We start from the raw sequence: 5,150 nt of genomic DNA, 5'->3' as shown, positions 1-5,150 counted from the left end.
ATCTCGTCCCATGCCGCCGGTCCCGTCGTGCGACCCCTGGCTGCCTGGGCGCCGTATCCGTCGAACAGGCCTTCCATGAACCGAGCCTATTCCCGGCATGTTGCGGCGTTGTTTCACTCAGAGACCGCCGGTGTTTCCGCCACCGGCCGCACCCTAGACCCGATCCGTCCTCCGGCGGCAGCCCCTTGAACAGGAAGGGAAGCGGACGTACGGTCTGCCCATGTCGTCACACATCGCCTCCGAAAACCTCATCCAGCGCCTCATCGACTGGGGCGTCGACACCGTCTACGGCCTGCCAGGCGACGGGATCAACGGCATCATGGAGGGACTCCGCAGGCATGCCGACGAGATCGCCTTCGTGCTGGTGCACCACGAGGAGGCCGCCGCCTTCATGGCCACCGCGCACGCGAAGGCGACCGGACGGATCGGCGTGTGCCTGGCCACCTCCGGCCCCGGAGGAATTCATCTGCTCAACGGGCTGTACGATGCCAAGCTCGACCACCAGCCCGTGCTCGCGATCACCGGGCTGCAGGAGTCCAGCGTTCTCGGAACCGGATACCAGCAGGAGGTCGCGCTCGACAAGCTCTACGAGGACGTGACCGAATACAACCTGACCGTGACGAATCCGGCGCAGCTGCCCGGCGTCGTCGATATCGCCATCCGCACCGCGCTGTCTCGCCGCGGGGTCGCCCACCTGACCATCCCCAACGACGTGCAGGTGGCGGATGCGGATGCCGACCCATTCGCGCACGTCGCGCCCGCCAGGCCGCCGGCCTCCGCCCCGATCGCCTACGTCGGAGCGGCACAGGCGCGGTCGGAGGACATCGACGCCGCCGCACGCCTGCTCAACGCGGCCGAGCGTCCAGCCATCCTCGCGGGTGTCGGCTCCCTGGCCGCGCGCTCGGAGCTCCTGGCCGTGGCCAAGGCACTCGGGGCGCCGGTCATCAAGACGCTGCCGGGGAAGGCCGCGATCCCGGACGACTCGGAGTATGCGGTCGGCGGCATCGGGCTGCTCGGCACCCGACCCGGCGAGGAGCTGATCGAGGACTGCGACGCGCTGCTGATGGTCGGCACGAACTTCCCCTACAGCAAGCACCTCCCCGAGCCGGGGGCCGCCAGGGTCGTGCAAATCGACGTGGAGCCGGCGAGGATCGGCGGACGCCTCCCCGTGGAGGTCGGCATCGTGGGCGACGCGGCACGGTCCCTCTCCCTGCTCCTTCCGCACCTGGAGCCCAGGAGTGACCTCTCGCATCTGGAGGGGTACCAGGCCAGGATGCGCGACTGGCGCGATCGCATGGGAGCACTCGAGAACGTCGACCGCACCCCGATCGCGCCGCAGTACCTCATGTCCGTGATCGACGACCTGGCCGCCGACGACGCCGTTCTGACCTGCGACTCCGGCACCGTCGCGACCTGGGCCGCCAGGCACTGGACGATTAGGGGGGATCGCGGCTTCTACCTGTCCGGAACCCTCGCATCGATGGCGCCGGGGCTCCCGTATGCCATCGCCATGCAACGGGTCTGGCCGGAGCGCCAGGTGATCGCCTTCGTCGGGGACGGCGGGTTCGGGATGCTCATGGCGGAGTTCCTCACCGCGGCCCAATACGGCCTGCCGATCACCGTTGTGGTCAACAACAACAACTCACTCGGACAGATCCTCTGGGAGCAGATGGTGCTGGGCTACCCGGAGCACGGCGTGCGGTTCAACCAGCCGGAGGCCGACTTCTCGGCATGGGCGCGGGCCTGCGGCGGCTTCGGGAGGAAGGTGACGGACCCCGCGGATGTCGAGGCGGCCATCCGCGAGGCGCTCGCGCATCCCGGCCCCTCGCTCGTCGACGTGGACGTCGACCCGAACGAACCGCCGCTCCCCGGCAAGGTGGAGTACGAGCAGGCGAAGAAGTTCGCGACGGCGTTCCTGCGCGGACAGCCGCATCGTGCGGCGATCGCCACGACCCTGTTCAAGGACAGGATCTCGCAGCTCGGTTCGCACGACGGCGAGGACTGAGGCGCGAAGCGGGCCGACCGCGGAGCCGGACGGTGGGTACTCTGGAGTTCGCGACGAACGGAAGGACCCCATGGACGGCGATCACGTCATCGTGCTGCCGGGCGGCGGCTACGAGATGCTGGCCGATCACGAGGGGGAGCCGGTCGCCGAATGGCTGCGGTCGCTCGGGCTGACCGCGTCGGTCTTCCGCTACCCGGTGAACACCCGCCATCCGGTCCCCAGGGACGAGATCCTCGGCGAGGTGCGCGCCCGCCGCGCGGGAGGCGCGCGCAGGGTCGCGGTCATCGGGTTCTCCGCCGGTGCGCATGCGGCGGGCCTGGCGACGCTGTCGGCACACGCGACGGATCAGGCCATCGATCTCGCCGTCCTCTGCTATCCGGTGGTCTCGATGCTGTTCGACCACCACGAGGGGTCGCGGCGGAACCTCATCGGCCTCGACGCCTCCCCCGCCCTCCGGGCCGAGACCTCGCTCGAGACCCTGGTGACCGCCGACTCGCCACCCTTCTTCATCTGGCACACCGCCGACGATGAGGCGGTGCCGGTCGAGCACTCCTATGCACTGGCCGAGGCGCTCGCCGGCCACGGCGTCGACCATGAGCTGCACGTGTTCCGGCACGGCCGCCACGGCCTCGGCCTCGCACCGGGGGAACCCGCCGGGCGCTGGACCTCGCTCTGCGAGAGCTGGCTGAGGGATCAGCGCTGGATCGACTGATCCGCCGGTTCGGACGGCGGCGGGCAGGCCTCACCGATCGGACGAGCTCCGCATCAGCACCCTGGCCTCCCACGGTCGCAGGATCGCCGTGGGTGAGGCCGCTGAGGGGTAGTTCGCGAGGACGAGCCGCGCCGCGGGCGAGACCTGGTCCAGAACATCGGGCGCCTCCGCGGGATCCAGCGCTCGCTCGGAGAAGTTCGCGAGCACCAGGAGGCTCGAGGACCCGTCGTCGCGCACGAAGGCGAACAGGGAAGGATGCTCGCCCGCGAGCATCCGGAAGTCGCCGTTCGCGACCACCGGCTCGGTGTGCCGCAACGCGATGAGCGCCCGATAGAATTCGAAGACCGAGCCGCGCCGCCCTCGCTGGGCCGCCGCGTTGATCGTGCGGTAGTTCGGATTGACGGCGATCCAGGGCTCGCCGTCGCCGAAGCCGCCGTTTCGTCCGGCGTTCCACTGCATGGGCGTCCTGGCGTTGTCCCGCCCGATGCGGCGGATGTCCTGCAGCACCGCCTCCGGCCTGGCGCCGAGTACCAGGGTGGCCTCCAGGAAGTGGTTGATGGACTCGATGTCGCGGATCTCGTCGATGTCGGTGAACGGCACGTTGGTCATCCCGAGCTCCTCCCCCTGGAAGATGTACGGGGTGCCCCGCTGCAGGTGGAGGATGGCCGCGAGCAGCTGTGCGGACTCGGCCCAGTACTCCCCGTCGTCGCCGAACCGGCTCACCACCCGCGGCTGGTCGTGGTTGTTCCAGTAGAGACTGTTCCAGCCGACCTCGGCGAGCCCTTCCTGCCAGCGCCGGAACGACCGCTTGAGCTCGAGCCGGTCGATCGGGTGATGCTCCCACTTGCCCGCGGTCCCGTGGTCGAGGCCCACGTGCTCGAACTGGAACACCATATCCAGCTCCCGGCGAGCCGGATCGGTGAACAGCCTGGCCTGGTCCACCGTGACGCCGGGCATCTCGCCCACGGTCACGAACTGGCCCTCGCGGCCGGCGAACACCTCCGCGTGCATCTCCTGAAGGAACTCGTGGATGCGCGGACCGTACCCGTAGTGCGGGAAGCCGTCGCCAAGGCGCGCTCCCGGAGGGACCGTCCCGTCGGGGAGTCCCGGTGCCTTGGAGATGAGGTTGATGACGTCCATGCGGAACCCGTCGACACCCCGATCGAGCCACCAGCGCATCATGTCGTAGACGGCGGCACGCACCTCGGGGTTCTCCCAGTTGAGGTCCGGCTGCTTCGCGGAGAACAGATGCAGGTAGTACTCGCCCGAGGCGCTGTCGTACTTCCAGGCCGGTCCGGAGAAGAAGGATTCCCAGTTGTTCGGCTCGGCTCCCGGCTCGCCGCCGGCCCGGCCCTCGCGCGGCGGTCGCCACCAGTACCAGTCCCGCTTCGGGCTCAGCGCCCCCGAGGCGGACTCGACGAACCAGGGATGCTCGTCAGAGGTGTGGTTGACCACGAGGTCCATGACGAGCTTCATGCCTCTGCGATGCAGGTCGGCGACGAGCCGGTCGAAGTCGTCCAGCGTGCCGAAGAGCGGATCGATGGCGCGATAGTCGCTGATGTCGTAGCCGTTGTCGTCGCCGGGCGAGGCATAGATGGGCGAGAGCCAGACGACGTCAACACCGAGTTCCTCGAGGTAGTCGAGGTGCTCGAGGACGCCAAGGAGGTCGCCGACGCCATCGCCGTTCGAGTCGGCGAAGCTGCGCGGATAGACCTGGTAGACCACGGCACTTCGCCACCAGGCGGCGTCCGGGGAGCCGGGGCGATCGGTCACCAGCGCGGTCATGTCGGTCATGAGCCCGCCTCCGCCGACTGTGGGACCAGATCGATGACGACGATCTGCCAGACGCCGGGTTCGGGAAGCTGCGCCAACGCGTGGTCGCCGTCCAGTCGCACCTCGAGATCGATCAGCCGAGGGGACCGATCGGGATCGGCGACCCTCACCCGGGGAACACCCGGCCCCACCCGCCGGAACCGTAGCGTGCCGGGCCCCGTGCTGCCGGTCGGTTCGCGAGGAGCGTCCCAGAGGGTGTCCCGCTGGCCGACGAGGTTGATGAGGTGCACGACGAGGCGGTCGCCCGCGAGGGCGACCCGGCGCCACACGGCCCCCGCCTCCGCGGTCTCCGTCACCCGCACCGAGGCGAAGGCGACATCGCAGTCATCGTTGTACTCGCCGGAGTACGCTCCCGTCGCCTCGACGATCCCGGCGTCGAGAAGCAACTCGTCGTGCTCGACCAGGAAGTCGTACCATCGGGCGAGCATCCGGGTCGTCGACCCTTCCGCGACATGATTGTGGACGTAGTAGGGGTCGATGAGGAGCCGGTCCGCCTCGCCGGCGAGCAGCTGGGTCGCCCCGTGCGAGAACAGCGTGGCCATGGTGAACCTCGTGGCGAGATCGGCCGCGGGTGCCGGATCGCTGTCGTAGACCTGCTGA

General features: G+C 69.2%; 4 protein-coding genes. 2 read left to right on the top strand and 2 right to left on the bottom strand.

Annotated features, from left to right (window positions below; all coding sequences use genetic code 11):
- Nucleotides 1–220 precede the first annotated feature (220 nt).
- Both VGC18_RS11125 and VGC18_RS11120 read left to right on the top strand, forming a co-directional pair.
- Nucleotides 221–2,005 carry a thiamine pyrophosphate-dependent enzyme gene (locus VGC18_RS11125; RefSeq protein WP_331097301.1) on the top strand — a complete coding sequence of 595 codons (1,785 nt, stop codon included), beginning with the start codon at nucleotides 221–223 and terminating at the stop codon, nucleotides 2,003–2,005.
- 70 nt (nucleotides 2,006–2,075) lie between these two features.
- A complete protein-coding gene (locus tag VGC18_RS11120; RefSeq protein ID WP_331097299.1) occupies nucleotides 2,076–2,717 on the top strand; it encodes an alpha/beta hydrolase in 642 nt (213 codons plus the stop codon).
- Nucleotides 2,718–2,747: 30 nt separating this feature from the next.
- On the opposite strand, the gene VGC18_RS11115 is transcribed toward VGC18_RS11120, so the two are convergent.
- Both VGC18_RS11115 and VGC18_RS11110 read right to left on the bottom strand, forming a co-directional pair.
- Nucleotides 2,748–4,511: an alpha-glucosidase gene (locus tag VGC18_RS11115; protein ID WP_414672881.1), complete on the bottom strand. Its 1,764-nt coding sequence runs from the start codon at nucleotides 4,509–4,511 to the stop codon at nucleotides 2,748–2,750.
- On the bottom strand, nucleotides 4,508–5,150 hold a 643-nt coding region (locus tag VGC18_RS11110; RefSeq protein ID WP_331097297.1), incomplete at its 5' end, for a glycoside hydrolase family 66 protein. The genes VGC18_RS11110 and VGC18_RS11115, both read right to left, overlap by 4 nt.

It is taken from the genome of Lacisediminihabitans sp., from assembly GCF_036404185.1.
Classification (GTDB): domain Bacteria; phylum Actinomycetota; class Actinomycetes; order Actinomycetales; family Microbacteriaceae; genus Lacisediminihabitans.
This window is presented reverse-complemented; position numbering and strand designations above follow the sequence as displayed.